25 protein-coding genes are annotated in these 25595 nt (G+C 57.9%); 17 read left to right on the forward strand and 8 right to left on the reverse strand.

The annotated features are described in order from the left end of the window. Positions 1–20: 20 nt before the first annotated feature. A complete protein-coding gene (locus ACE2AA_RS01510; protein WP_141299527.1) occupies positions 21–1427 on the reverse strand; it encodes a PLP-dependent aminotransferase family protein in 1407 nt (468 codons plus the stop codon). Positions 1428–1570: 143 nt separating this feature from the next. On the opposite strand from ACE2AA_RS01510, the gene ACE2AA_RS01515 reads away from it, so the two are divergent. The 12 genes from ACE2AA_RS01515 to ACE2AA_RS01570 all read left to right on the forward strand — a co-directional run bounded on the left by ACE2AA_RS01515 (position 1571) and on the right by ACE2AA_RS01570 (position 16101). Further along, positions 1571–2920: an aspartate aminotransferase family protein gene (locus tag ACE2AA_RS01515; RefSeq protein ID WP_141259668.1), complete on the forward strand. Its 1350-nt coding sequence runs from the start codon at positions 1571–1573 to the stop codon at positions 2918–2920. Positions 2921–2952: 32 nt separating this feature from the next. Next, positions 2953–3366: a tautomerase family protein gene (locus ACE2AA_RS01520; RefSeq protein WP_141259669.1), complete on the forward strand. Its 414-nt coding sequence runs from the start codon at positions 2953–2955 to the stop codon at positions 3364–3366. A gap of 773 nt (positions 3367–4139) precedes the next feature. Further along, positions 4140–6494, forward strand: a complete 2355-nt coding sequence (locus ACE2AA_RS01525; RefSeq protein ID WP_227000699.1) for a TonB-dependent receptor — start codon at positions 4140–4142, stop codon at positions 6492–6494. Between the two features lie 221 nt (positions 6495–6715). Then, complete coding sequence (locus ACE2AA_RS01530; RefSeq protein WP_227000701.1) at positions 6716–7762, forward strand: amine dehydrogenase large subunit; 1047 nt, start codon at positions 6716–6718, stop codon at positions 7760–7762. A gap of 64 nt (positions 7763–7826) precedes the next feature. Continuing rightward, positions 7827–8396: a methylamine dehydrogenase (amicyanin) small subunit gene (gene mauA, locus ACE2AA_RS01535; protein ID WP_141259671.1), complete on the forward strand. Its 570-nt coding sequence runs from the start codon at positions 7827–7829 to the stop codon at positions 8394–8396. A 50-nt stretch (positions 8397–8446) separates the two neighbouring features. After that, positions 8447–8983 carry a c-type cytochrome gene (locus ACE2AA_RS01540; protein ID WP_395370840.1) on the forward strand — a complete coding sequence of 179 codons (537 nt, stop codon included), beginning with the start codon at positions 8447–8449 and terminating at the stop codon, positions 8981–8983. A 232-nt stretch (positions 8984–9215) separates the two neighbouring features. Then, positions 9216–10589 (forward strand): amino acid permease, encoded by a 1374-nt coding sequence (locus tag ACE2AA_RS01545; protein WP_264371831.1) that lies wholly within the window; start codon positions 9216–9218, stop codon positions 10587–10589. A 47-nt stretch (positions 10590–10636) separates the two neighbouring features. Then, positions 10637–10912 carry an NAD(P)/FAD-dependent oxidoreductase gene (locus ACE2AA_RS01550; RefSeq protein ID WP_395370842.1) on the forward strand — a complete coding sequence of 92 codons (276 nt, stop codon included), beginning with the start codon at positions 10637–10639 and terminating at the stop codon, positions 10910–10912. After that, on the forward strand, positions 10833–11927 hold the full coding sequence (locus ACE2AA_RS01555; RefSeq protein WP_395370843.1) for an NAD(P)/FAD-dependent oxidoreductase: 1095 nt from the start codon (positions 10833–10835) through the stop codon (positions 11925–11927). The genes ACE2AA_RS01550 and ACE2AA_RS01555 overlap by 80 nt, the downstream gene beginning before the upstream one ends. A 288-nt stretch (positions 11928–12215) precedes the next feature. Then, positions 12216–12686 (forward strand): (2Fe-2S)-binding protein, encoded by a 471-nt coding sequence (locus ACE2AA_RS01560; RefSeq protein ID WP_395370845.1) that lies wholly within the window; start codon positions 12216–12218, stop codon positions 12684–12686. Beyond that, positions 12683–14854, forward strand: coding sequence for a molybdopterin cofactor-binding domain-containing protein (locus ACE2AA_RS01565; protein ID WP_395370846.1), 2172 nt, complete (start codon positions 12683–12685; stop codon positions 14852–14854). Before ACE2AA_RS01560 ends, ACE2AA_RS01565 begins: the two co-directional genes overlap by 4 nt. Then, on the forward strand, positions 14851–16101 hold the full coding sequence (locus ACE2AA_RS01570) for a c-type cytochrome (protein ID WP_141259677.1): 1251 nt from the start codon (positions 14851–14853) through the stop codon (positions 16099–16101). Before ACE2AA_RS01565 ends, ACE2AA_RS01570 begins: the two co-directional genes overlap by 4 nt. 126 nt (positions 16102–16227) lie before the next feature. On the opposite strand, the gene ACE2AA_RS01575 is transcribed toward ACE2AA_RS01570, so the two are convergent. The 6 genes from ACE2AA_RS01575 to ACE2AA_RS01600 are packed head-to-tail and all read right to left on the reverse strand — an operon-like array spanning position 16228 to position 20076. Further along, positions 16228–16719: a c-type cytochrome gene (locus ACE2AA_RS01575; RefSeq protein ID WP_395370848.1), complete on the reverse strand. Its 492-nt coding sequence runs from the start codon at positions 16717–16719 to the stop codon at positions 16228–16230. Continuing rightward, a complete protein-coding gene (locus ACE2AA_RS01580; RefSeq protein WP_141259679.1) occupies positions 16697–17167 on the reverse strand; it encodes a cytochrome c in 471 nt (156 codons plus the stop codon). The genes ACE2AA_RS01575 and ACE2AA_RS01580 overlap by 23 nt, the downstream gene beginning before the upstream one ends. Then, positions 17164–17751, reverse strand: coding sequence for a methylamine dehydrogenase (amicyanin) small subunit (mauA, locus tag ACE2AA_RS01585; RefSeq protein WP_141259680.1), 588 nt, complete (start codon positions 17749–17751; stop codon positions 17164–17166). The genes ACE2AA_RS01580 and mauA (ACE2AA_RS01585) overlap by 4 nt, the downstream gene beginning before the upstream one ends. Continuing rightward, complete coding sequence (locus ACE2AA_RS01590) at positions 17738–18340, reverse strand: alkyl hydroperoxide reductase (RefSeq protein WP_141259681.1); 603 nt, start codon at positions 18338–18340, stop codon at positions 17738–17740. The genes mauA (ACE2AA_RS01585) and ACE2AA_RS01590 overlap by 14 nt, the downstream gene beginning before the upstream one ends. Continuing rightward, positions 18337–18867: a MauE/DoxX family redox-associated membrane protein gene (locus ACE2AA_RS01595; RefSeq protein WP_370685906.1), complete on the reverse strand. Its 531-nt coding sequence runs from the start codon at positions 18865–18867 to the stop codon at positions 18337–18339. The genes ACE2AA_RS01590 and ACE2AA_RS01595 overlap by 4 nt, the downstream gene beginning before the upstream one ends. A 3-nt stretch (positions 18868–18870) precedes the next feature. Continuing rightward, positions 18871–20076, reverse strand: coding sequence for an amine dehydrogenase large subunit (locus ACE2AA_RS01600; protein ID WP_227002317.1), 1206 nt, complete (start codon positions 20074–20076; stop codon positions 18871–18873). A 241-nt stretch (positions 20077–20317) separates the two neighbouring features. Between ACE2AA_RS01600 and ACE2AA_RS01605 the strand changes: the two genes are divergently transcribed. The 5 genes from ACE2AA_RS01605 to ACE2AA_RS01625 all read left to right on the forward strand — a co-directional run bounded on the left by ACE2AA_RS01605 (position 20318) and on the right by ACE2AA_RS01625 (position 24746). Then, on the forward strand, positions 20318–20914 hold the full coding sequence (locus tag ACE2AA_RS01605) for a methylamine utilization protein MauD (RefSeq protein ID WP_395370851.1): 597 nt from the start codon (positions 20318–20320) through the stop codon (positions 20912–20914). Between the two features lie 861 nt (positions 20915–21775). Next, the gene (locus ACE2AA_RS01610; protein ID WP_141299546.1) at positions 21776–22594 is read left to right on the forward strand and encodes a siderophore-interacting protein; all 819 of its coding nucleotides are present in this window, start codon (positions 21776–21778) and stop codon (positions 22592–22594) included. A gap of 150 nt (positions 22595–22744) precedes the next feature. Beyond that, positions 22745–23020 (forward strand): hypothetical protein, encoded by a 276-nt coding sequence (locus ACE2AA_RS01615; protein WP_141299549.1) that lies wholly within the window; start codon positions 22745–22747, stop codon positions 23018–23020. Next, positions 23020–24492: a PepSY-associated TM helix domain-containing protein gene (locus ACE2AA_RS01620; protein ID WP_395370853.1), complete on the forward strand. Its 1473-nt coding sequence runs from the start codon at positions 23020–23022 to the stop codon at positions 24490–24492. Before ACE2AA_RS01615 ends, ACE2AA_RS01620 begins: the two co-directional genes overlap by 1 nt. Further along, a complete protein-coding gene (locus ACE2AA_RS01625; RefSeq protein WP_395370855.1) occupies positions 24489–24746 on the forward strand; it encodes a hypothetical protein in 258 nt (85 codons plus the stop codon). Before ACE2AA_RS01620 ends, ACE2AA_RS01625 begins: the two co-directional genes overlap by 4 nt. A 32-nt stretch (positions 24747–24778) precedes the next feature. On the opposite strand, the gene ACE2AA_RS01630 is transcribed toward ACE2AA_RS01625, so the two are convergent. After that, positions 24779–25153: a hypothetical protein gene (locus ACE2AA_RS01630; RefSeq protein WP_193557611.1), complete on the reverse strand. Its 375-nt coding sequence runs from the start codon at positions 25151–25153 to the stop codon at positions 24779–24781. Between the last annotated feature and the right edge of the window lie 442 nt (positions 25154–25595).

The following is a 25595-nucleotide window of genomic DNA, read 5'->3' on the forward strand; positions in this document are numbered from 1 at the left end:
TCTGGTTCAGCAGTCTGTATTCACTTTTTGTATTTTAGCCGGGCATTTTCCAGAAAGACAAAAACACGTGGATTGTCCGCATGCGCCACGTTGAACCGGAACCATTGCGATGGCTGTTCGTCCGGGCGGAACAGGTGACCGGGCGCAAGCATGATGTCACAGGAACGCGCATGTTCGGCCAGGGCGCGCACATCCATGTCCTCCCGAAAACGTGCCCATGCGAACATGCCGCCTGCGGGATGGAAATAAAGCTGCATTCCCACCTGTTCCAGGCGGGTGCAGACCTGTGCCTGTGCCCGTGTCAGGCTTTCACGCAGATGTGCCAGACGGGGATGGTACAGTCCGCTGCTTACAATTTTATGGACAATTTCTTCGTTCAGGGAGGCCGTGGTCAGGTTGCTGGCCATTTTCTGGCGCAGGATACGCTGTGCGGTGTCCTGGTCACATGCGACATAGCCCACGCGCAGTCCCGGCCCGATGGTCTTGGAAAAGCTGCCGATATGGATAACGGTTTTAAGGCTGCCCAGTTGTGAGAGCGTCTGCTGGCCATTGGGGGCAAGGTCAAGGAATATGTCATCTTCAATCACTGTCACGTTGTTCTGTTGGGTAATGCGCAGGACGTCGCGCATGTTTTGCGCCGTGCTGCATGTGCCGGTGGGGTTATGCAGGATGGATGTGGTGATGAACAGGCGTGGCTGGTAGCGGCGTACGACGCGTTCAAGCTGTTCGGTGCAAGGGCCATCACGCAGGCGTGGAATACTGGCGATCTGTAATCCCAGCGCCTGTAGCGCTGGATAGAGATTACAGTAACCCGGATCTTCCACCACAATCACATCACCCCGGGTTGAAAGGCAGCGTACCGCCAGTTCCAGCGCCTGGCTTGCCCCATGCGTCAGGATGATGCTGCTTTCCTCACACCCGATATCCCGACGCGCCAGCATCTGCCGGATGTTGTGCCGCAGCCCGGCATGGCCATAGGGGTTGCCGTATTCCAGCATGCCTGCCAGTTTTTGTGCGGACAGTCCCGTCAGTGCACGCTGGGCCGCTGATGTAAACAGCATGTCAGACGGAAGCCAGCCACATCCTGCCTTGATGACCGGGGCTTCGTCCTCATACGCATGCTGGAGCAGCCACATCGAATCAATCGACCGCTGCAACAGCGGCGTCTCGGGTGCTGGCCCTGTTACGAAATATCCCCGTGTGCCCCGACTTTCCAGCAGACCCGCAGATGCCAGACGCAGGTAGGTATTGGCAACCGTAATGGTGCTGACACCGCACTGTCGCGCCATGCGCCGGATCGAGGGCAGGCGTTCCCCCCGGCGCAGCACGCCATTACGGATACGTTCTTCAATATCCTGCCCGATCTGGCCGACCAGGGACATATGGCTGCGCCGGTCCGGATTGGGAAAAGGGGATGGGGAAGTCATGGAGGATGTGTTTCCAATCAGTACAGTATCACGACGTGCGCGCTGATTGTACATATACAGGATGTCGGTTGGGTATTACGTTTATGGAATGAATCGTCTCCGCACCAGGGATTGGGGACGCATTTCGGTAACAGGATTGTAACATGGCTCAGGATTCAGAAAAAGCGGACCTTCTCCGGAATGAGCGTGAAGGGGTTTATTGGCAACCTTTTACCGCCAACCGTCTGTTGCGCGCCAATATGGAACCCCGCACGCTGGTCAGCGCCAAGGGGGCATATTACACCACCAGCGAAGGCAACAGGGTATTTGATACCCTGTCGGGCCTGTGGTGCACTCCGCTGGGACATGCCCATCCGCGTATTGTCGAAGCGGTGCGCAAGCAGGCTGAAACGCTGGATTTTGCGCCCTGCTTCCAGCTGACCCATCCTGGCGCCATTTCGCTGGCTGAACGGATTGCCGATCTTGCGCCGCAGGGCATGAATCATGTCTTTTTCGCCAATTCCGGATCAGAAGCCGTGGATACGGCGCTGAAGGTTGCGCTGGGCTACCACCGGATCAAGGGGGCGGGTAACCGTTTCCGTATGATCGGCCGTGAACGTGGGTATCACGGTGTGGGCTTTGGCGGCATGTCGGTGGGGGGCATCGTGTCCAACCGCAAGATGTTCGCTGCTGGCATGATGCCGGGTGTCGATCACCTGCGCCATACCTATGAACCCCAGCACATGGCCTTTACACGCGGACAGCCGACATGGGGTACCCATCGGGCAGAAGATCTGGTCCGGCTGGTGACCCTGCATGATGCGTCCACCATCGCGGCGGTCATTGTTGAGCCGGTACAGGGATCAACAGGGGTGATCGTGCCGCCGGTCGGCTATCTGCAGCGTCTGCGTGAAATCTGCACGGCCAATGGCATCCTGCTGATTTTTGATGAAGTCATTACCGGTTTCGGCCGCATGGGCGAAAATTTCGGTGCCCAGCGTTTTGGCGTGACGCCGGATATCATCACCTTCGCCAAGGCGGTGACCAACGGCATCGTGCCGATGGGTGGCGTGATCGTCACGGACGAAATCTATAACACTTTCATGACCGGCCCGGAAAATGCCATCGAATTCTGTCATGGCTACACCTATTCCGGTCATCCCATGGCGGCAGCTGTCGGGCATGTGGTGCTGGATGTCATGCGCGAGGAAGGTCTGGTTGCCCGCGTGCGTGAACTTGAACCCGTGCTGGAGGATGCCATCCACAGCCTGAAAGATCTGGATGTCATTGCCGATATTCGTAATATCGGGCTGACGGCGGGCATTGACTTCAAACCGGTGGAAGGCAAGCCCGGTGCACGTGGACTGGCGCTGTTTGAAGCCGGTCTGCGTAATGGACTGCTGCTGCGCTGCACCGGTGATACGGTGTCGTTCGGACCGCCGTTCATCTCTACCGCGCAGGAGCTGCGCGATATGGTTTCGACACTCCGTAAGCTCATTACCCAAGTGGGTTGAGTAACAGGTTTCAGATAGAAAAAGGAAATACCATGCCTTTATTGCATTTTCACGTTGTGAAGGGCCAGCGGAATCCGGCCGAACTGCGCGGCCTGCTGGACGCGGCTCATGATGCCATGCTGGAATCCTTCAAGGTTCCGGTGCGTGATCGCTACCAGTTGGTATCCGAACATGAGCCGACCCATATGGTGATCGAGGATACGGGACTGGATATTCCCCGCACCCCCAAAGTCGTGCTGTTGCAGGTCGTTTCCCGCCCGCGTGGCAAGGAGCAGATTGCCGCGTTCTACAAGCTGCTGGCGGAAACGCTGCAGGCCCGTTGTGGTCTGGCGCCATCCGACCTGATGGTTTCCGTGATCGAAAATCAGGATGAACACTGGAGCTTCGGTCTGGGCCGGGCGCAGTTCCTGACTGGTGAACTGCCGCTGCCAGGCGCACCTGCCTGATATGATACAGCCGGGTTTCAGGAAGCCCGGCTGTTTTCTTTGATATCCTGTCTGACAATCAGTATGGATATTATTGAGTCCATATATAATTTTATTATTTATTTTAAAATTTAAAGTAAAAAAATAAGAATAATAAAAATAAATGTTTTATAGAAGTGTAAATTGGTATTTTCTGTTCTGAATTTACTAATTGATGGTTAATGAAATACAAAATATATCGTAATATATTTGCTATAATGTAACATGTCCTTTGGTGGAAGTGGGGCTGTATTGGGTAAGTCAATCGCCTCCAGAAATTAATAATTTTTTTTATGGGGATATGTTGCCTGTTTAACACAGGGCGCGCCTGGTGGTGCATATCATGCGGACGGGAATTCCGCATGCATACCGCAGGGTGTTTCTGTATCTTCTACTTGGTGTAATGCGGCTGAATTTATATAATATAATATTGATTTTAAAAGTATTTTGATTCCCATTCCGTTTTTTGACTGAATTGATGTGTTCCGTATGGCCATGATGATCATATGGCCACTATCGGGTGTGTCGTTATGGCCACACACATCGCTACACTTTCGAAATTGTAATGGGAAAGAAAGATTGTTCCTATGCAGCGTTGTTTGTTCCGAATAGAAAATGGGTATTGATCGAAACCTAAATTCGGGATGCGTGGGAGAGTTGAGCGGATGTGGATGCTGAGACCAAGGTACATATCTTTACTCCTGACCTCATCAGCGCTGATTTTCGGCGGTGACCATTATGCACGGGCGCAGTCCGTGCCATCTTCTTCCGATACGGGCTCTTCCACGGTAACACCGGCGCATCACCCGATCCGGGGATCCATGCGCGGGGCGAAGCAGGTCCACGTCATCACCAACAGCAATGCACGCGTGACCGCAGGTAAGCCGGAAGTCCTGACGGTCAGCCATACCCGTCGCGCCATTTCGCATAACAGTGAAAACGTGATCGGGAAAAAGGAACTGGCACAGCAGGTGCCGGGCCAGAACGTGCTGAAGGCCGTTGGGCAGCTGCCCGGCGTCAGCTACAGTTCCACTGATCCGCTGGGTATCGATACATGGGGCGCCAGCGTTTACATGCGCGGTTTCTTCATGAACCAGCTGGGCGTGACGCTTGATGGCGTGCCGCTGAATGATCAGACCTATACCACGACCAACGGTCTGAATATTGCGAATGCGTGGATATCCGATGATATCAGCCGGGTCAGCGTTTCGCAGGGGGCGGGGGCTGTTGACCTGCCATCCAATACCAATCTTGGCGGGACGATGCAGTTTTTTACTGCAGACCCCAAGGAAAAGGCCGGTGCCACCGTTTCGCAGGGCTTTGGTAGCTATGCGATGAAGCGCACCTATGTCCGGGTGGACAGCGGCAAGCTGAACAAGACCGGAACCCGTTTCTACGTGGCGTATTCGCGTGATTTCGAAAAGAAATATGACGCGGACAGCCCTGATTTCATGCAGCAGGTGAATGCGAAGCTTGTCCAGCCGATTGGCGAGGAAAGCAAGATGACCGCATTCTTTAACTGGAACAATGCCGAAGTCTACGGGTATCTGGATAAATCTTTGGGATCGTTGCAGAAGTACGGCTGGCGGCAGGAACTGCTGTATCCCAACTATGCACAGGCCTACAGCTATGCCGAGGGGAACTATCCTTCGGGCTGGAATTCACTGACAAGCGGTAACTATACCCAGCTTTATGATGCCGGACAGTCCACGCAGGATTATATCGGTGGCATCAATTTCGACCTGAAGCTGGCCAAGAACCTGCGTTGGAAGACGACGCTTTATGCGCATCGTGACCTTTCCAACGCCACATACAGCGCGCCGGGCACGTATTCTCCGGGAACGGGCGCGCCCCTGTCCGAACAGGTGTGGATGAATCGCGAAATGCGCGAGGGCTTCAATACCTATTTCGAATACAAGATCGGCAATCATACCATCAATACGGGTGCATGGTATGAAAACAATTCCAGCTCTGCATTGACTGATTACTTCAATGAGCCTGCGCTGGGGCATGGTGCGCCGCTGAGCACGACAGGTCCCTACACTACCTATGGTCAGGCGTTCGCAACAGGTTGGGCGTACAAGTGGAGCACCAACACGTTCCAGTATCATGTCATGGATACGTGGCGCATCCTGCCCAACTTCACCGCGACCTATGGTTTCAAGTCCATGCTGCAAACCACGGCGGGCGGGGATTATGCGTATGATCCGACCGGGAATTATTCCGGCCTGACCAATCCGGGTCCCACGGGTTCGATGACATCCGCCGCGGCATTCCTGCCTGCGGTAAACCTGGACTGGCGTTTCCTGCCGGGGCATGAACTGTATTTCGATTTTGCAGAAAACATGCGTCCCTACAGTGCGTCCCCCTATGCCAGCGCGAATGAACCGGGGCCGTGGATGGTCCAGACGCAGTCGCAGTTCAACCAGCTGAAGAAGACGCTGACCCCGGAACGCGATTTTACCTATGTGCTTGGTTATCGTTATTCGTCACGTCTGCTGACGGCCGGGATTGATGGCTACCACTCTGATAACTACAATCGCCTGATTTCCGCCGCGAGCGGTATCGGTGGCAGTGACCAGTCGGCTTCCTTCATCAATTCCAAGCATGCCAGCCAGTGGGGCATGGATGCGGTGCTGACGATCACCCCTGTCAAGGGACTGGCGATCACCAACTCGGTCAGCTACAACCACTTTGCCTATGCGGCCAATGTGCCGATCTGCCTGACGTCTGCCACAACAGGTTGCCATAACCTGCGCGGCAAGAAAATGGATGGCTATCCGTCGGTCATGTATAAGGCGAACCTGTCCTATACATGGCACAAGGCTTCTGCTTACCTGGATGTCAACTACTATTCCAAACGCCAGTATTCGCTGCTGAACGATACCCATGTGCCTGCTTACTGGCTGGCAAATCTGGGGGCGAGCTATCATTTTGGCAAGGTTGGCTTCCTGCATAACGTGACCGCCAGCTTCACGGTCTACAACCTGTTCAACGCCAAGTACATCTCCATGATGGGCGAAAACGGTTTCCCGGCCAGTGGGGATATGCAGTCCATCGAACGTGGTGCGGTACGTGAATACTTTGGTACGATCAAGGCTGAATACTGATATTTGACCTGACAAGCTACAGCGGGGCCGGGGAATGGAAGAATGCGGAATGTGTCGGTCTTTCCCGGCTGCCTGTTCGCTGTCGTGAAAGGATAGCTAGGGCGATGACGTGTTTTTCCAGACCCAGGTACCTGCTGCTGGCCAGCGTTATTGGAATGGGGATATCGGTGGGAGGTGTAGCAAAAGCCATCCCTCCCGTTCTTCAGCCGGAACAGAGTGACGTGGCCAGCCTTCCCCCAATGGGTGACCATTCGGTTCTGGTGGCCACCGGGGAACAGTCCTTCAGCCTGTATGACGGGGACAGGGGACGGATACTGGGCACGCTTCCTGCCGATATGGTCGATAATATCGCCATAGCCCCGGATCGTAAGGATATTTACGTCGCCGTAACCATGTGGAGCCGGGGAGACCATGGCACGCGGGAAGATTTCCTGCGGGACTATGATGCACATACCCTTGACCTGACACATGAAATCGAACTGCCGCCACGCGGGCTGGCGGTATTCAAGCAGCAGAATCTGGAACTCAGTCAGGATGGCCATTGGGCATTCATATTCGACATGAGTCCCGCGACCGGCGTGACCGTGGTCGACCTGCATGAACACAAGGCCGCCCGTACGGTTGACATCCCCGGCTGCGCGCTGGTTTTTCCGTGGGCGCATGATGGTTTTTCAACCGTCTGCGGTGACGGATCCCTGACCAATGTGGCGCTGGCGGGCAGTAGCGTGAACGTTACCCACAGCAAACCATTTTTCGATGCCAACCGTGATCCCGTATTTGAGCAGAGCCAGGTCGATCGCAAGACCGGCAAGGCTCTGTTCGTAAGCTATACCGGGCAGGTTTATCCCGTAACGCTGGGGGCCACGCCAGTCATGGGCAAAAGCTGGTCGTTACAGGCCGCAGCAGGTCAGCCCGCAGCCGGGACGGGACAGCAGGAACAGGCATGGCGCCCCGGTGGTGACCAGCCTTTTGCCTGGCATGAAGCGGACAACAAACTGTATGTCCTGATGCATGTGGGGGGATACTGGACCCACAAGCAGGAGGGGACCGAAGTCTGGGTCTATGATGTCACGACCCCGCACCTGTTGCAGCGTATCGACCTGCCTTCGCCGGCCAAGGGCATTACCGTCAGTCCCGATACAGCCAATCCGCAGATATATGCCATGCTAGCGTCCAGGAAGATGGCCATCCTGTCTGCCACGACCGGTCAGGTTGAAAAGACGGTGGAGGCAAAAAGCAGTGGCATTTCCATCGTGCCACAGCCGTGACCCGAGGGCTGCCTTCTTTATTTGAATGTTCCAAAGCGACTAGACAGTTCAAGGGATCTATCGGATGAAACCATCATTTCTGGAGCAGATAGGGGAACAGTTGACCCGCAGGCTGGCTTCATCGTCTTCGCGTCGTGGTGTGCTGGGACGGGTGGGAACGGCTATGGTCGCCGGTGGTGTTTTTCCGCTTCTGCCGGTGCAGCGCGCCAGGGCCGCGGCAGGAAATGCGGTACCCAGGTCCGCGGATGTCACGACATTGTCCGATTTTGAACGTCGCGCCCAGTCATCCGATCCTACAAAGTGTAATTACTGGCGGCATTGCGCCATTGATGGCGTGCTGTGCGGGTGCTGTGGCGGTGGTATCCATACCTGTCCGCCAGGTACGCAGCCTTCGCCGGTATCATGGATCGGTACCTGTCGTAATCCGGATGACGGGCGTTCGTATGTCATTGCCTATCGTGACTGCTGTGGGCGCACCACGTGTACCACGTCATCGGATTGCGAATGCAATACGGCAGATCGTGAAATGCCGATTTATCGACCGCAGACCAGTAATGACATCATCTGGTGTTTCGGGACCACCTCTGCCGCGTATCATTGCTCTACTGCCGCCATCGTCGGGCAGGCGGAATAAGATAGAAAACGGTTATGCAGATGCGTGGGGAACAGCCTGGTCCATGGCTTTTGTCTGTTGGGAAGCTTGTTGTTACCCTCTTCATATTCACTGCCGCGCTTCTGCCGGGCGCACGTGCCGATGCCGGTGGGGAGCATTCGCCAGGTGGTGACGGGCCTGTCCTGTCACAGGTCCGGGCGCATTACCTGGTCGGTTGTGGTGGCTGTCACGGTATAGCGGGGGTCTCGGCTTCTGATGTGGTGCCTGACCTGAAGGAACAGGCTGGGTATTTCCTGTGTTCGCCCAAGGGGCGCGAATACATGATCCATCTACCCAATGTTGCGTTTTCCCCACTGTCTTCAGCTGATCTTGCCGATCTCATGAACTATGTGGCGTTCGGTCTGGGGGGGCATAGCGTGCCTGCGGGCGCACGCCCCTATACGGCGGCCGAGGTGGCACGGTTGCGAGAGGCACCATTCCGTAACTACAGCTTGCAATCCTACCGGCTGGATGTGGTGCGTGATGTCATCCATGCCTGCCCGCAGGCTGCAACGGTTATCCATGCCTATGACCTTGCGCTTGATAAGCGTGAAATAGACAATAAATAAAATCTGGCCGCGAAAAGACAAAACAATCGGATACAGCCCCCGCATTCTGCCTGCGTGTGGTGCATGGGCGTGGATTGTTGGGGGATGGAGCATGTATTGTAATTCATGATCCCTGCGCCACAAGGAATGCGGGGTGTCAGGGCAGGAAAAACATATGAGCCGGATCTCACTCCAGAACAGGGACGCCGAAGCTTTATCACAGGCTGCGCGGCTTAAGGATCGGCATGTGTCAATGATTTCCATTGGCGGTGTGATCGGGGCCAGCCTGTTTGTCGGATCATCAACTGCCATTGCAACGGCAGGTGCGGGCGCACTGTTTTCCTATTTCCTGTGTGGCATTATGGTCATGTTCATTACCCGCATGCTGGGGGAAATGACGGTTGCCGCGCCCGGGACGGGATCGTTTGTTGGTCAGATACGGCGAGGCCTTGGTCCGCGCGTGGCGTTTGTTGCCGGGTGGTTGTACTGGATCATGTGGGCCACTGTCCTGGGGTTTGAGGCCATTGCAGCCGCGACCTTTCTCGCCCCCTATGTGCCCTTGCCCTATCTGGCGATTGAACTGCTTACAGTTGTTATCATGACGGTGGTCAACCTGTTTTCCGTGCGCGGGTATGGAGAATTCGAATACTGGTTTTCCGCCCTCAAGATCATCACCATCATTGTTTTCATCCTACTTGCCCTGTCGGGTCTGTTCGGGTTCTGGTCGCATACGAAAGTGGCGTCCGGCCTGTTTTCTGCTGCCGGTATCGTGCCGCACGGCACCTTCGCGCTTTTTGCGGTGATACCGGGTATCATGATGTCCATGGCCGGGGCGGAAATAACCAGTATCGCAGCATGTGATACGACGGACCCGGCAGGTAATGTCGCCCGTTCCACACGGACCGTGGCGCTGCGGATCATGATTTTCTATCTGATGTCCATCGGGTTGATCCTGCTGCTGCTTCCGCTGTCGCGCGTGGTGCCGGGTTCTTCACCTTTTCTGGCCACGCTGGATTATATCGGCATTCCGTTTGCGCGCACCCTGATGACGGCAGTCATGCTGATCGCCACACTGTCCGCACTGAATTCCGGGATCTATATTACTTCGCGGGTTCTGTGCGACCTGGCGGAAAATCATGATGCTCCGCGCATGTTCCTGCAGCGGGACGGGCAGGGCACGCCTGCGCGCGCCATCCTGTGCGGCAGTGCGGTTGCTGTCATTATCGCGATAATCGGCATGATGGCGCCTGGGCGGGTATTCAGCTTTCTGGTCAGTGCAAGTGGTACCTTCATCCTGTTTGACTATGTGCTGATCGTGCTGGCCCATATCCGCCTGCGGCGCGTCTGTCTGCGTAATGGTGAGACGATGGCACTGCCCATGTGGGGGTTTCCATTTCTGTCCTATGGCATGCTGGCCTGTCTGTTTGGTGCACTTGTCACGATGTTTTTTGCAACGGAACATACACGTCAGGAAATTGTGCTGAGTACGATCAGTCTGGGCCTGATCCTCATTGTGGAATATCTGTCTTTGGGATATCGGACCCGTCGTCGGACGGCACAATGTCAGGCCGAACGGAATGATGCAGCCCGCACAACGCCGCGTGGAGATCCCGCCCGGTTGTCATGATGCCCTGATGCCTGCCTGCCCGGATTATGCTGGAGTACCCATTTCCCATGGTTTCATCTTCCATCAAAACCCTTCCTTCCAGCCTGTATGCGGCCATTACGCCGCCCGGCCCGGATGCGTCTGCCCTGACATCGACGCAGATGACCGATACCGTGATTATTGGTGGCGGTATTACAGGTCTTTCGGCTGCCCTGCACCTTGCACAGGATGGGCATAAAGCCATGGTGCTGGAGGCAAACGCCATTGGCTGGGGCGCATCCGGACGGAATGGGGGGGCAGGTCAATCCCGGTCTCAAATATACCCCAGCCGAGGTGGAGCGTGACATGGGCGTGCGCGGCCGTGCTCTGGTCGAGGCCGCATGGAATGCCCCTGACCTGGTTTTTGACCTGATTGAACGGCATGGCATCGTGTGTGATGCGGCGCGTGGTGGCACGATCCGGGCGGTGACAGCATCGGGCCAACTGGCGCATGAACAGGGCCTGTTCAACGAATGTCGTGAACGTGGCGGTCCTGTCACATGGTTGGATCAGGCCGATATTGCGCGGCATACCGGGACGGACCGTTATTGTGGCGGGTTTATTGACGCACGCGGGGGCCAGCTTAATCCGCTGGCCTATACCCGGGGACTGGCCAGGGCAGCAATTGATGCCGGTGCGGTCGTGCATGCGAACAGCCCGGTCCTCTCCCTACGGCGGGACCGGGGAAAATGGCAGGTTAGGACACCGGCGGGCAACGTGCATGCGCGGCAGGTCGTATTTGCCACCAATGGCTATACTGGTCGGTTGTGGAACCGGCTGCGTCGTACTCTGGTCCCGGCCTATAGCGCGATTGTTGCAACCGACCCGCTGCCTGACGCCGTGCGTGCGCGTATTCTTGCGCAGCGCGAAGTGGTGTACGAGATGGGTGAACTGGTCACCTATTATCGTATTGATGGCGCAGGGCGGTTGCTGATTGGCGGGCGTTCCGCCTCACTGGATCTGTCCGGCCCTGAAACATTTTCGTTCCTGCAGCGGCATGCGAAACGGCTATGGCCATTTCTGGGTGATGTGACATGGCGTTACGGGTGGAATGGACAGATCGCGATTACGCTGGACCATTATCCTCACTGGCATGAACCAATGGAAGGCATCATGGCATGTGTCGGCTATAATGGCCGGGGGGTTGCCATGGCGACCCTGATGGGACGTGAGATCGCACGGCGGGCAGATGGAGCCAGTCCGGCGGACCTGCTGCTGCCCACGTCACCAGTGCGGCCCATTCCCGCCCATTTTGGCTGGCGTATCGGGGTTGCCGCCGCTGTGATACGCGGTCGGATCATGGATAGTCTGTCGCGATAATATGATGGTCTGTCCCCGGGGACCGGGCGGGTCATCGGGGACAGGTCCGTGAAAGCCTGCGAAAACCATCATGATGGCGTTTTTCGAACATGTAGCCGAATATGCGGGCCATGCGATAGTAATGGTTTCGGTGAAATACTTCTTTCTGGCGATAAAAACAGGGCGCGGTGACTGTATTCCATTGGGAATATACCTGCCGATTGAACTCGTTACAGAACCGCGATACAATTAAACTCGAAATGAATGGGCCGCGGCAGGCAGGCCATATCCAGTCAGAACAGGAATATCATGCTGACATTGCAGATTAATGGCAAAAGCGTTGAAGTGGATGTCGATCCCGATACTCCTTTGCTATGGGTGCTGCGTGACGTGCTGGGCATGACCGGGACCAAATACGGCTGCGGTATCGCGGAATGCGGCGTATGCACCGTGCATGTTGATGGCAGTCCCGTACGGTCATGTTCCCTGCCGGTCGGGCTGATCGGATCGCAGAAGGTCATCACCACAATCGAGGGGCTGCAGGCGGATCCCGTTGCCGCCGCCGTGCGCAAGGCCTGGCTGGATATTGACGTGGTGCAGTGCGGCTACTGTCAGCCCGGGCAGATCATGGCTGCGATTGCCTTGCTGAAAAAAATCCCCAACCCCACCGATGAACAGATCGAGGCAGACATGTCGGGCAACCTGTGCCGGTGCGGAACCTATATGCGTATCCGTGCCGCAATCCGGAATGTTGCCGCAGCTCAGGGGGCGAACCCATGACGCCGAAACGCGTTTTTCCCCCCGCGATCCGGCGCAGGCATGTTCTGGGTGGGGCAGGGGCCTTCGTGCTGGCGGCCATCCTGCCGGCCGGGCGCAGCCGTGGTGCTGGTATGCTGGTGGAAGATGCGACCGCCAGTTTCGCTCCCAATGCCTATATCCGTATCGGTAGTGACAATGTCATTACGATGATCCTGCCCAATATCGAGATGGGGCAGGGGATCTATACATCCTCTGTCATGCTGATGGCCGAGGAACTGGGTATCGATCCCCAGTCGGTCCGGATCGAGGCGGCGCCGCCGGGTGGGGGCGCCGAAATCACCGGCGGGTCCACCTCCTCCATGACCGAATGGATGCCACTGCGGCAGGCGGGGGCAACGGCGCGTACCATGTTGCAGCAGGCCGCCGCCGCACGCTGGTCCTGTGCCCCGGATGCATGTGTGGCGCTGGATGGCTATATAACCGGCCCCGCCGGGCAGCGCCTGTCCTATGGTGAACTTGCGGCAGATGCCGCGAAGCTTCCGGTGCCAAAAAACGTTGCCCTGAAAACACCAGCCCAGTTCCGCCTGATCGGCCGTCCGATGCACCGGCTGGACAGTCAGGTAAAGGTGGATGGACAGGCCACGTTCGGGATCGATGTGCAGGTGCCTGGCCAGAAGGTCGGCGCGGTTGCCGCCTGTCCCGTGATCGGGGGGCATGTCGGTCATGTGGATACACAGGCAGCGCTGAAGATACGCGGTGTCGTCGCCGTATTGCAGATTGATGATGCGGTCTGCGTCGTGGCCGATCATTACTGGGCTGCGCGCAAGGGGCTGGCGACGCTGGATGTACAATGGGTCGAAGGACCAAATGCCGCAGTCGATACGCAGGCGATCTATCGCCAGCTGGAAGGTGGCCTGTCCGGTCCAGCCATCCTCGCGGACCATCACGGTGATGCACGGCAGGCCATAACCCATGCGCATGGGCGGTACAGCGCGATCTATCGCCAGCCCCTGCTGGCCCATGCCACGATGGAGCCGATAAACTGCACCATCCACGTCCGCCCCGATGGCTGTGACATATGGACCGGCACCCAGGTGGCTGAACGCGCGCGTGACACCACGGCAGAAGTCACCGGCCTGCCCAAAGATAAAATCAAGCTGCACAGCCAGTATATCGGCGGTGGTTTCGGGCGCAGGCTGGAACATGAATATGTGACACAGGCCGCCCGTTTCGGGCGTCAGGTTTCCTATCCGCTCAAGATCATCTGGAGCCGGGAGGAAGACATTACCCGCGACCGTTTCCGCCCTGCCTATCTGGATCATCTGGAAGCCGGGCTGGACGAACGTGGCTATATTACCGGCCTGACGCATCGCATTGTCGGCCCCGCCGTGGTGGCGCGGTGGGAGCCTTCGGGCCTGAGTGCGAACGGGTATGATGATGACCTGTCGGTTGGCACCGTCATCACGCCCTACACCTATCCTGCCTATCGCCTTGAATTCGCCCGTCGTGAACCTCCCGGCGTGATTACCGCATGGTGGCGCGGGGTGGGCGGTACGCGTGGGCTGTTCGTGGTTGAAGGGTTCATTGATGAACTGGCGCGGCGCGCGGACATCGACCCCGTGGCCTATCGCCGCGAAATGGTGCGCAATAACCCGCGCGCCCTTGCGGTGCTGGAGCGTGCCGCCCGTGAATCCGGCTGGGGCACACCGCTACCGCCGAATTGCGGGCGCGGGGTTGCGTTGCAGTTTGCCTTCGGGTCGTATCTGGCCACGGTTGTGGAGGTGGAAATGCCCGCTCTGAACGATGTCCGCATCCGGCGAGTGACCTGTGCCGTGGATTGCGGGCAGGTCATCAATCCCGACCAGATTATTGCACAGATCGAAGGCGGCCTGATCTTTGGCTTCAGCGCCGCATTGTATAATGAGATTACCTTGGAAAAAGGGCGTGTGCAGCAGGACAATTTCCACACATGGCGCGTCATGCGCATGAACGAAGCCCCGAAGCGGATTGATGTCCATCTGATCGAAAGCACGGAATCCCCCGGTGGGATAGGGGAGACAGGCACAGCCGCCGCCGCCCCCGCGCTGGCCAATGCCATGGCGGCGGTGCAGAAACGACGTTACCGTATCCTGCCGCTACTTTCCGCCCTTAACCAGCCTTCTGGCCATGAGAAGGAGCAGCAGGGATGACCATGACTGAACGTGGCCTTGGCCGTATTACCGGCATGCTGTTCACGCTGCTGGCCAGCACGGGTATCCATCCGGCACATGCTGCTGGCGCATCTGATGGACAGTACCTGACCCGTGCTGCCGACTGCGAAGTCTGTCATACCCGCCCCGGTGGCGCGCCATTCGCGGGGGGGCGCGCGTTTGCCATTCCCGGCATGGGGGTAATCTATTCCCCCAACATCACAGCGGATCGTCAGGCCGGGATCGGCACATGGACGGATGACCAGTTTGTCAAGGCGGTCCGTGACGGGGTTTCACCAGGGTGGAAGCATCTGTACCCCGCCATGCCGTACCGTGATTACGCTTATATGACACCGGACGAGGTCAAGGCGATCCGAGCCTATCTGGCGACACTGCCAACCAGTTCCGCGCGCCCGCCGGCAAACACCCTGAAATTCCCGTTTTCGATCCGTGCGGCCATGATTTTCTGGAATCTGGTCAATGGGCCGACATCTTCCCATCCTGATGACCCCGGCCATACCCCGTCGTGGAACCGCGGCCGGTATCTGGTGGAAGGGCCGGGACACTGCGCGGAATGCCATTCGCCACGCACGATCACCATGGGTGTATCCGCCTCCAATGCCTATGCCGGGGCCGATGTGGGGGGATGGCGGGCATATAACATCACGTCATCAAAAACCGACGGGATTGGCGCATGGAGCGCGGATGATCTGGCTACCTATCTGTCCACCGGGCATGCGGATGGCCACGGCAGTGCATCGGGTGACATGGGGGATGTTGTCAGTCATAGCCTGCGTTACCTGACCCGTCAGGATATCGATGCCATGGTTGAATACCTGCGTGGTATCCCCGCACGGTCATCGACCGATGGCGCACCGCTGGTTGTCGACCAGCCGACTGCCGCCCACGACCCGGCAGACAGCCATGGTGCCATGCTGTACGCAGGGGCATGCGTCGGGTGTCACCTGCCTGATGGCAGTGGGCGACAGAACCCGGTGGCCTCCATTGCCGGGGCGCGCACGACGCTGGGGGCTGCGAACGGGCAGAACCTGCTGCAGGTCCTGACGCATGGCAGCGTATTGCAGACGGCGACCGGCACCGCCAGCATGCCCGCGTTCCATGGGGGATATTCCGATCAGGATGTGGCAGATATCGCCAATTTCGTCATGCATCATTTCGCGCGGTCTTCCACAAAGGTGACTGCGGTAGACGTGGCGAAGGCAAAGGCCGGATCTACACCGGAATAGGGTAGCATGTTCCCATGCTGCCCCGGCCTGCAGGCCGGGGCAGCAGCTGAAACAAAAAAGGATACGGCCATCCGGATGGACCGTATCCTTTTTTATGTCAGGGCCTGCCTTGCGTGATGGGAAAAATCACGTCGGTTTACGGGCCTGACAGGCTGCAACTGCATTTTGCAGGATATGGGCGCGTTGTTCCATGAAATCCGTGACGGACATGGGCGACTGCCGCCATTCATGAATTTCGGCGGTGGTATAGGGTTTTGTCGAAGACGGCGTGCTTTTGCCACCCAGCTGGAACAGGACGAAGTTCATGACATCGGCCAGTTCCTGGTCATCGCGTATCAGCGACATGGAAACCCCGGGCACCTGTACCAGGTATTTGCGCCCTTCCTCGCTGCATGCAAAGGTGCCGACGGCGTCACGTAGCATGGGCACAAAGGTTGGGCCGGAGATGCCTTCGATACCATGACACCCCCCGCAATGGGTCAGGTAGGCGGTCTGGGTCCGGTCAAGTGTTGGGACAGGCGCAGGATTTGCCCGTGCCGGCGCGCCTCCTGACAGAAACAGTGACGCGGCCATGAAGACCGCGCCAAAGCCTTTCTCAAGGCAGTTTTTTCTTGTCATTAAGCGCATTGCGTTCCTGAAGCACGGCGGTCGGCGGCATGGTGGCATCACGGGCTGCGTGGATTTCATCAGCACTGAAGGATGGTGCCGAAGCATTGCCCCCAAGGTGGGAAACATAGGTCAGAATGGCAGCCAGCTGCTCATCTGTCATGGCGCGGAACGACGGCATGTACCCCATATAGGTAGCGCCCCCCGCCTGGATGCTGCCCGTCATGCCGTTCAGCACGAGGTGCGAAAGATAGGTCTTGCCTTCGGGGGAGGCCGCGATCACGTCCAGACGCCCCTTCAGCGGCGGGAACTGCCCCGGGACACCAGTGGCGCCCGCCTGATGGCACAGGCCGCAATTGGCCCCGTAAAGCTGCTGTCCGTCTTCCGCCGCATGCGCGCCATGGATGCCCGCGACGAGACCGCAGGCAACAGCAAGGAGGGAGAGGGTTTTCTTGATCATGTCGTGCTTCCGATAATTGCGGCGGTTGAGCAGTTGTACATTTCCGATGTTCCCGTCCCGAAACACCAGATAATGTCGTTGTTGGCCATGGGCCGGTAGGACGGCTGGTCACCATCCGTGTTCAGGCAGTTGACTTCATCACACGCATCCTGGCCACAGCAGTCGCGATAGGCGATCAGGTAGGAACGTCCATCCTGCGGGTTGAAGCAACTGCCGATCCATGAAGTTGGCGAAGGGGCCGTGCCGGGCGGACAGCTGTGAATGCCCCCGCCGCAGGACGTGCACAGATAGCCATCAATGGCGCAGTAGCGCCAGTAATCACATGCCATGTCATCCTTGGCCTGTGCATGGGCGGCGAAAGGGCTGGGGGCCTTGACCGTCTTGCCTGCGGGCGCCGCAGCGGCGGCGGATGCACGGGTAACCGGCAGCAGGGGAAATGCCGGGACAGCCGCCATGGCGGCTCCCAGGCGGGCCAGCACACCGCGGCGCGAGGACTGTCCGGCCAGCCTGCGCACAAGATTTTCCGTCAGGCGATCCATTATGGACCCGTTGCGTTCGTTATCAGCCCTGTCAGACGGCAGCATGGGCAATTTCCTTTGTGACGTTACCGGCATTCTTGGCTCCGGCTTCAGAAGACTGGACGGCAGCTTCGATCTGCCGGCGCGTATTGACAATATCCTTGGCCAATATGGTCGCATGGTCATCGATTATGACCAGTGTAGGCAACCGGTTGACCTGCAGCACCAGTGACAGCTCCACGCCAGTAACCAGCGTAAGCCCCGCCATGTCGGGACGGGCGGCCATTTCCTTCAGTTCGGGTTCCGCGCCATCCCCCACCAGCACCAGATCCAGTCCCTGCTCACCCGCAATCGCGCGCGCCAGCGGCACGACGCGTTTGCATACGGGGCAGTCGGGTGCCACGAATATGACCATCATCCGCTGACCCGCATCCAGTGGGCCGCCAATGACAAACGGTTCACCCGCCAGCGTGCGCATGACCAGGCGAGGAACGCTCTGGCCAACATCCAGCCCCTGATGCGCGGCTTGCGGGCCGATGGGTGCCAGACGTTCGTGCAGGATACCGATCTGGCGGGCCAGTGCGAACAGGCCCGCTGCCAGCCCGAGTGCCACAATTGCCAGGGCCACCTGCCAGATCACCAGAAGTGTCATCATGATGACAGTCCTTCCGCATTCGTGGGGGCCAGCACACGGGTCGCCCGCCACATCATGAACAGGCAGACACCGCCCACGATGCTTTCCACCCGCAGTACTGTGGCCTGCGGCAGGGCGATCCATACGGGTGCCAGCGCCGGCAGCGCACACAGCGCCGTGCGGGCGACCAGCTTCCATGAAAGGTGTTCGCCATCGCTGCCAGGCATGCACCCGCATGACAGGGCAGTGCGGCCGCGGGCGACATTTATGCCCATCGCCAGTACGAACATGGCAATCAGCGCAAGCGACAGCAGGCTACCCGGACGGGGCGCCATACCGGATAGCAGGGCGACCGCCGCCAGCGTTTCCGCCAGTGCAATCCCCCACGCCGCCACCGTGACAAGTGACGGTGGCACGAGACGGTAGGACGCGATTACCCCAAGGAAGCTGTCATGATCCGCAAGCTTGGGCAGACCCGCAAGCAGGAACATGCCCCCGACCAGTCCGCAACAGAGGCCGCATGCCCCTTGCAAAACTAGCATATCCATCCCTTATTCCCCCGGCGCGACCGTGAAGATCAGATCCGTGCCAAGATGTTTCATGGTGCGCTGCAGCCTGCCGCTACGGGCATCGAAAATATGGAGGTCGCCCGCTTCATCTGATGTGAACATCAGGGGATGTTCATCCTGCGTCACGCCCACGATCGGGCTTGCGGCAGGCAAGGGAATGCGGCGCACGCGCTTGTGCGTATTCGTGTCGAATACCCATACTTCCGTGCCGTCTTCCTTGTGGGTCCAGAATGTTCCCCGGTGCATGAGCACATACAGTTCGCCACTGCTGGCATGCAGGGCGGAAAGCTGCCAGCCACCGGGCCGCCATGCTACATCAAAGGCCGCGCGTGCGTCGGATGCGACCGGCATGCCTGCACCCTGCTGCAGGGACCATGGCGTGCCGATTTCGTCCGTCGTGCCCAGCTTGACGGGGTAGACCATGCCGCTGTTGGTAATGAACCACATATGCCCGTCATGCGTGCCGGGGCTGTGTTCCAGCACGCCATCGCGGTCCGGCACGAAGAAGGGGGCTGAATGGGTCAGTGACGCCTTGCCATCCGTGCCGATGGATACGTTGGCCAGTGTGCCATCCGCGCACAGCGAGGAAAACCCGCTGTTGCCCCACGGATACACCAGTGCGCAACCGGGCACTTCAACCGTCTGTTCGACCGTATGGGCATGCGTATCGATCACTTCCACGCCGTTGGTCGGACTCATGACATAGACATAGGCCCGGCTGCCATCGGCATTGATGGCCAGGTCATTTTTCTTTGGGGTGACCAGTGCGCGCGCGGGCAGCTTTTCATCCGACAGGACAGCCAGCGTATGCGGGTCATACTGGACCAGCAGGTCGTCGCGCTGCCCACGGTTGCCATGTGCCCATGTCGTTTCGGCGACATAGAAATGCTGTGCGTCCGGGGACTGCGCGACATTGGCGTTGTAGGCGGCCTGTACCATGCCCAGCCGCCGGCCGTGGTCCGCATCAACAATATAGACCCGTCCGTCCTTGTTGTGGTCGTACACGGCGTCCTCGACCAGGATCGTGTGGGGACCGGGGGAGGGAAGGGTAATGGTATCGCTCTGTTCCGTCTGCAGAACGGGTTCGGCCCCGACCGCACCGGTCGGGGAAAGGGCGGTTGACGCAACCAGTCCACACAGGAAAAGGCCAAACAGGTTACGGCATGTGCCGCTGTAACTTGGAGTCATGAAATCGTTATCCCATCCAGGAATCATTCAAGGGTTATACCAGTATTATAGAACGATCAAGAAACGTTATGGCTTAGATGCACATATGTAACGGATATGTCACGTTTATTCTGAAAAAGCGCAAAATGCCGGATTGCCATCTGGAACCGGCCGGACTGATGGCGGTAAGATCAATTCTTCCCACGCATGGATGTGTGCGGAAGCCGTCTTCTATTTTCCGTACAGCGTGGCAGGCCGATCAATGGAAATACTTGTGGTTTCATCTTCCATATGCACGCTGGTCCTGTTGATGGCGGCGTGGACGTTGTGGCAGCTGCTGCGGCAGGTCCGGCAGATGTTTCGTGAAATCCCGCCGGTCGGCGCGCTGATCGGCGCGGCCGGCCCCCAGCCGGGCGACCGTTGCCCGGATCAGGCCTTTCATACCCTGATCCCTGGCCACGATGTCGTACTGACACAGGGGGCGTCTGCTGGCCGTCTGGTCATGTTCGTTGCATCGACCTGTCCCATTTCGCGCAAGATGATTCCGATCGCCCGCATGTTCTGCCAACGTGAAAAACTGGATCTGGTCTTTGCGGGCGACGATACCCCGCAGATGCAGCAGGCCTTCGTCAGCAGCCAGCATATCGACCCGGCAAGATTCATAAACGACCCTGACCTTGGCCGCATCCTTGAAGTGGACAAGCTGCCTTCCGCTTTCCTGCTGGATGGGCAGGGACATATTCTTGCCCGTGGCCTGGTCAATAATCGTGAGCATCTTGAAAGCCTGCTCAACGCACAGGAAACCGGTTTCCGCACGACGCAGGATTATCTGGCGTCCCGTAAGGCGCAGCCTGCATAAATTGCGGCGGCCAGCCCTGAAATGCGGTCGTGTCGCTGTATGATAATATGTAATGCCATATTAACGGGCGTCATGGTTTCATGGTGCCCGTTTTGATGTGCAGGATGTCCCCCCGGATATGGCGCGCCATGTAGGGGAGTTGTCCGTACAACTGTGCCATGCCTTGCCAGAGGTGGTCAGTTCAGACTAACAGGCAGAATACGTCAGGCCAGACAGTGGATACGTAAGGGACAGTTTGGAACAGCCGGGCCATACAACATCCTGTCAGTCATAGAGATCTCTTCTGTAAGTTTTTTGTAAAATTCAGAAAACGTTTCTTAAAAAACACCCAAAGATTTTTATTATTTTTTTAACAGGCTATCGACCAGCCATCTGGCCAGATCCATGAGTTTTATCCACCTGTGATAATGGTTCTTAAAAATAGGCATTGCGTTACATCTTAAGATATGTCTAGAGATCATAAATCTGGCAAGCTTTTTCCCATCACCAGTCAGCGCATGCCATGGCTGTGGGCAGGATAATATGTGATGCTGACAGTGGTCATCATCGTGATTCCTGCATGGCCCATTCTGTTCTGACTGGCAGACAGTGGGCAAGGTAATGACACCTGCGGGCCAATTCAGCGTGGGTGCCAAAAAAACATGGCCTGCCTGTTGTCCCCAGGTCAGGCCGGGCCCGGCGGCCTGAAGGAACGCCCTCAATCTCGTCCATAAATCATGTCAGGCCCGTTATGGCATCGGTCATGCGTAGAAAACCCGGCAACATTGCCATGGCGGGGAAAGCCGCAGGCCGCGTGCGGGTCCACAAGTGCGGCCTTGTCGGAATCCACGGCAAAACAGTCGGAAAAACAGGAACATTCCCATGCAGGTTATATCCCGCCCTCCCACACGTATCCGTCACCCACTGCGATTGCGCATGATGCAGATTGCCCGCACGGAACAGGCTTCCCCCCATATCAGGCGAATCATTTTCAGCGGGACCGAACTGGAAGGTTTTACTACGTCCGCTGCCGATGACCATGTAAAACTGTTTTTTCCCCTGCCGGGTCGTGACAGGCCGGTGCTGCCCCATCTGGGACCAGATGGCCGCAACCCAGCGCGGGAGCAGGACCCGGCCGTTATCATGCGTGATTATACCGTACGCCATTTTGACCCTGATGCGGGTGAACTGACGATTGAATTCGTCCTGCATGGTGATGGTCCCGCCGCAACATGGGCGGCGCAGGCCCAGCCGGGACACTGGCTGGGCATTGGCGGGCCTCGCGGGTCATTCATCATTCCGGATGATTATGCGGCCTACCTGCTGATGGGGGATGAAACTGCACTGTCCGCCATTGCACGCAGGCTTGCGGAACTACCGTCCACCGCACATGTCACCGTCATGGTGGAAGTTGCGGATGCACGGGATGAACGTCCACTGAAAACTTCGTCCCATGCCACCGTGCACTGGCTGCACCGTAATGGCGTTCCGGCGGGGCATTCCATGGTGTTGCCAGATGCCCTTGCGGCCTTTTCCCTGACCTCGCCCGATACCCATGCGTGGATTGGTGCGGAAATCGGCATTGCGCGCCATCTGCGGGATCTGCTGCTGACCGAAAAAGGTCTTCCGCGCGATCAGGTCCGTGCTGCCGGTTACTGGCGGTTGGGGGCAGCGGATGGCGGTGCACGGGTAGAAGACTGATCCCCGGGTCCGTCTGTCCCCCCACATGACCATGCGGGGATAGCCACAAAATAAAATGTTTCAGATCCCTTCGCATGGGCGGCCTTTCCATGGCATAGACACGATGCAAATGCGTCGCATTTATGGAATGGGTCGTCAGGGAGGGGCGTCGTGAGCACAGACAGGACAGAAGACCGCATACGTCTGGCACGTAACCGGGTGGCGGGGATCTTGCTTGCCAGCCTGATTTCATATCCCGTCGCCTATTTCGTAATGATGGACATTGCGCATGTACCAGGCGGTACCGCCAGCATCCAGCTTGGTCAGATCATGGCGTTAGCCTGCCTGCCGGTACTGATCGTGTTGTGCTTCAGCGCATATGCGGGCCTATTGGGCGTGTGCGCGGCAGGATGTGTCGCGGTCCTTGCCGGATTGCTGATTTCCTGATGCGTGAAACCCTGCGCACTCGCATGGGGTGGTTACATGGCTGGGCCGGGTTTGTGGCTGGTCTGCTTGCCGTGTGCATTTTCATGACGGGCAGCCTGTCGGTGTTCGACACGGAAATCACGCGATGGATGCAGCCGGAAAATCAGGTCCCCGCCAATGCACCCCTTACCGATACCGCCCTGAATGCCGCATCCAGCCTGATTCATGATCAGCAGGTTCGTGGGGCATCGGTTTTCCTGACCCTGCCCTCCGTGCGGTCGCCAACCCTTGATGTGCTGCATTATGATGGGCGGCAGTTTGTCGGCACACTGTTCGACCCTCGCACTGGCACGCCCATTCCGGCCCGCGCCACGATGGGGGGGACCTTCTTTTTCAGTTTCCACTACACCCTGCTGGAAGGGATAACAGGCACCCGTATCGTCAATATTATTAGTGTTGTCCTGCTTGTCACCATCATATCGGGGATTGTAATTCATATCCGTGCACTTGTTCCTGATATCGTAAGGCTGCGTCTGTCTGCCGCCCGCCTGCGTGGGTGGCTGGATGCCCACCTGCTGGTTGGTGTGCTGGTGCTGCCCTTCACGATCATGATCATTTACACTGGCGTGCTGGTCAATGCGGGCCTGATCCTGCCCGCCACACCGCTGACAAGCCTGTTTGCCCCTGAAAAGGTGCGAGCGCCCCCTACATCCGGCATGAAGGCCGCGACGGTCATGCCACAACCCTTGCCGCCGCTCGCTCCGCTTCTTGCGACAGCACGGCGCGACCTGCAGGGACGTGATGCGGGCTTTATCCTTTTTTCTCCCGATCATCTGAGCATATACGCCAGTGATGCATCCGGCCCCTTCCTGACCCGTGACCATGCCGATTTCAGCCTGCCAGATGGTCGCCTGGTGGGTATTACGACAACATCGGGCTCCGTCGCTCACACCATGCAGGTCATGCATGGTCTGCATTATGCCCGTTTTGCCCCCCTGGATCTGCGCTGGCTGTATTTCGTATCGGGTTTGTGCGGCACGGCCACCATCGCCAGCGGACTTGTCCTGTTCCTGATGAAACGTCGCAGCAGGTCAGGACACCGGATCGGATTTCGTGTGGGGGAAAGTCTGACTGTCTCCACACTGACCGGCCTGCCCATCAGCATACTGGCATTCCTGTGGTGCAATCATCTGCTACCCGCCAGCATGGCGGGACGGGACCGTCTGGAAATTGGCTGTTTTCTGGGCGCATGGATCCTGTGCACCGGACATGCTGGCCTGCAATCATCGGGCTTGCGCATGAATGGGGCATGGAGGACACAGTTATGCCTGATCGCGTTACTGGGGGGCGGCCTGCCCCTGCTTGATATCCTGACCTGCCCCAGGGCGGTCTATGGCCTGCCTGCCATCCATGCCGCGATAGACGGCATTGGAATGCTTGCGGCGGCTGTTGCCCTATATGTCCGCCACAGGCTGGAAAGCGACGGAAAATGACCTTTCCTGCCGCCTTCCTGCTCTGGCTCATGGCATTTTCATGTCATGTAAGGCTGCATCCTCTCCGTTATGGGGTCAGCCCCCTTGGCCCGCATGCACGACACATCGCGGTCACTTGCCGGATTGTGGCCCCTGGCGTCGCATGGGCACTGTCAGCCTGGCTGGATGGGATGACGGGCGTACTCATATGGTTCGCCAGCCTGTCCATCGCAGGGTTGTGTGTGGCCCTGTGTCTGGCGTCACGCCGTCGCTGAGCGGGGACGGGCTGGCGGAAAGGGAGGCTGGCTTACCAGCCACCCCATCCCCATCCACCCACGAACCCACCGTATGGATAGCCGTAATAACCGGGATAGCCATAAACGGGATAACCATAGCCATCATACACGTAAGGCGGCGGGCCACCGTACCATCCCGGGCCACCGCCCCAGCCACCACCGCCACGTGGACCGCGATCCCAGCCGCCGCCACGGGGACCGCCTCCCGGACCGCCACGGCCGCCAAATCCCGGCCCGCCATGACCACCACCGGGGCCGCCGCCGCCCGGACCGCCATGGCCACCACCCGGACCATGTTGCGCATGCGCAGTGGATGGCGGCAGAACCGGTGCAGCGGCCAGCGCCACGACAGTCAGAGCCATCGTCAGGGATTTCATATATCTCATTACCCTACTCCTTTTCCCTTAACCTGATATCACGTCACGACAAAACAATGGCGGATTGTCACACTACTGTATCAATATCTTATTTATTCCGGGAAACAGGCATGAAAGTCCTGCATGACCAGAGGACGATGCATACTTCAGTAATGATGACAGGATCAATTCGGCATGGAATCTACATACATTCTGAAAAAACTGGCGCGTTACCAAAAATGAGTACGAAATTACATAAATATAATTAATGGGAACGCAGGGTCGGCGCCATGAAAAAAGAAAAATGCTGGCAGGTAAGACATATATGCCTGCTGATCCGGAACCGGCTGCTGTCGCCCGGCAGATCATGGCATGGATGTTCCATGACGATAATGCAGGCCCATTCCGTGCCCCTGCGCTATGGTATGATGCCTGATGGCATGGTAGTTCACGCTGCTGATGGCGCGCGGAT

This window comes from Komagataeibacter diospyri (genome assembly GCF_043995075.1).
Classification (GTDB): Bacteria; Pseudomonadota; Alphaproteobacteria; order Acetobacterales; family Acetobacteraceae; genus Komagataeibacter; species Komagataeibacter diospyri.